General features: G+C 42.2%; 2 protein-coding genes and 1 tRNA gene. 2 read left to right on the forward strand and 1 reads right to left on the reverse strand.

Features of this window, described 5'->3' with window-relative positions:
* On the reverse strand, window positions 1–204 hold a 204-nt coding region (locus AN486_RS26470), incomplete at its 3' end, for a hypothetical protein (RefSeq protein ID WP_290603052.1).
* A gap of 89 nt (window positions 205–293) precedes the next feature.
* On the opposite strand from AN486_RS26470, the gene AN486_RS26475 reads away from it, so the two are divergent.
* Both AN486_RS26475 and AN486_RS26480 read left to right on the forward strand, forming a co-directional pair.
* Window positions 294–1127, forward strand: a complete 834-nt coding sequence (locus AN486_RS26475; RefSeq protein WP_190384575.1) for a metal ABC transporter permease — start codon at window positions 294–296, stop codon at window positions 1125–1127.
* Between the two features lie 73 nt (window positions 1128–1200).
* Window positions 1201–1273: transfer RNA gene (locus AN486_RS26480), tRNA-Phe, on the forward strand.
* The last annotated feature ends 372 nt before the right edge of the window (window positions 1274–1645 follow it).

The following is a 1645-nucleotide window of genomic DNA, read 5'->3' on the forward strand; positions in this document are numbered from 1 at the left end:
GAGTAGGGGGAGTAGGGGGAGTAGGGGAGAAATTTCTTCCTTCTTTCTCCTGAACTTCTTTCTCCTGAACTTCTTTCTCCTGAACTTCTTTCTCCTGAACTTCTTTCTCCTGAACTTCTTTCTCCTGAACTTCTTTCTCCTGAACTTCTTTCTCCTGAACTTCTTTCTCCTGAACTCCTGATAGCGCAGCGTGGCGTTAGCCATACTCCTGATAGCGCAGCGTGGCGTTAGCCATACTCCTGATAGCGCAGCGTGGCGTTAGCCATACTCCTGAACTCCTAACTCCTCTCAGTATGACCATTAACTATCATGACTTGGTGAATTTATTACAATTTCCCTTTATGCAGCGTGCCATTATGGGTGCTGTGTTAATGGGCATTTTAGGTGGTTTATTGGGCAGTTTCGTTACCTTACGACAATTATCCTTTTTTAGTCATGCCGTTGGTCATGCAGCCTTGGTAGGTGTGGCATTAGGCGTGTTACTCAACACTAATCCTACTTGGATGTTACTCCCGTTTACCTTAATCTTTGGGGTTGTTGTTCTCTACCTAATTGATAAGACTGATTTGGCTAGTGATAGCGTTCTCAGTATAGTGCTATCTGGGGCGTTAGCAATTGGTGTAATTCTCACCAGTTTTATTAAAGGATATCGCGGTAACTTAATGGGGGTACTATTTGGCGATATTTTGGCTATAGATAACACAGATTTAATTTTGACGCTATTGGTACTTGTTGGTAGTAGCGTTTTTTTATTATCAACTCTGCCGCAACAGATTTTATTAACTCTTAATCCTGATGTTGCTCAGGTGCAAGGCATACCTGTACAATTATATCGTTATGGATTCGTTGTTCTACTTTCTCTCGCCGTAGCTGTGGCGATTAAAGCCGTTGGTGTTTTATTAGTAAATGCGTTTTTGGTAATTCCGGCTGCTACAGCCAAACTTATGAGTCACCATTTCAGCCGCTTTCTGATTCTATCGGTGGTTGTCGGCTGTAGCAGTAGTATCGGGGGAATGATGGTTTCTGGGTTATTTAACCTAGCTTCTGGACCGAGTATTGTTTTTGTGCAGTTTCTGGTATTTGTGACTGTGTTTAGCTGGGTGAAGTTGACAATGAAGGTCGGCTAAAAATTATTTTCAATAACCCCTTGACTAATCTTTTTTCTCATGCTAACGTTAATAACAGTGGTAAAAGAAGCCCGCCGGGATAGCTCAGTTGGTAGAGCAGTGGACTGAAAATCCACGTGCCACGAGTTCAAGTCTCGTTCCTGGCATTGATTAAAATAGCTGAAAACCTTAGTAATCAAGGTATTTAGATAAATCCTACTGGAATAAGAGAACTCCACAAAAAAAATGATCCAATTTTGTGGGATGGGCATCCTTGCCCGTCCTTGATGATTAGCGGGCAATTCGTCCCGCACCACAAGAAATTTTGGGATATTTTTTTGATTGGAAGTCTCTAATAAACCTGTGCTGCATGAGTTGTCATTGCGAGTGAAAGGAAGCAATCTCTTGACAACCGATAAACCACCTAACGCAAAAATCTCTCAAACCCTTATTCCTCTGTGTCCTCTGCGCCTCCGTGGTTGGTTAATCAGGATAATTTATTTCTTGGAAGTCCCTCACTAAATTATTGGGTCTGACGC

The organism is Anabaena sp. AL93 (assembly GCF_001672085.1).
Classification (GTDB): Bacteria; Cyanobacteriota; Cyanobacteriia; order Cyanobacteriales; family Nostocaceae; genus Dolichospermum; species Dolichospermum heterosporum.

Excerpts from the sequence above, each read along its gene's own strand:
- AN486_RS26475 (WP_190384575.1), top strand. The coding sequence starts at position 294 with ATGACCATTAACTATCATGACTTGGTGAATTTATTACAATTTCCCTTT.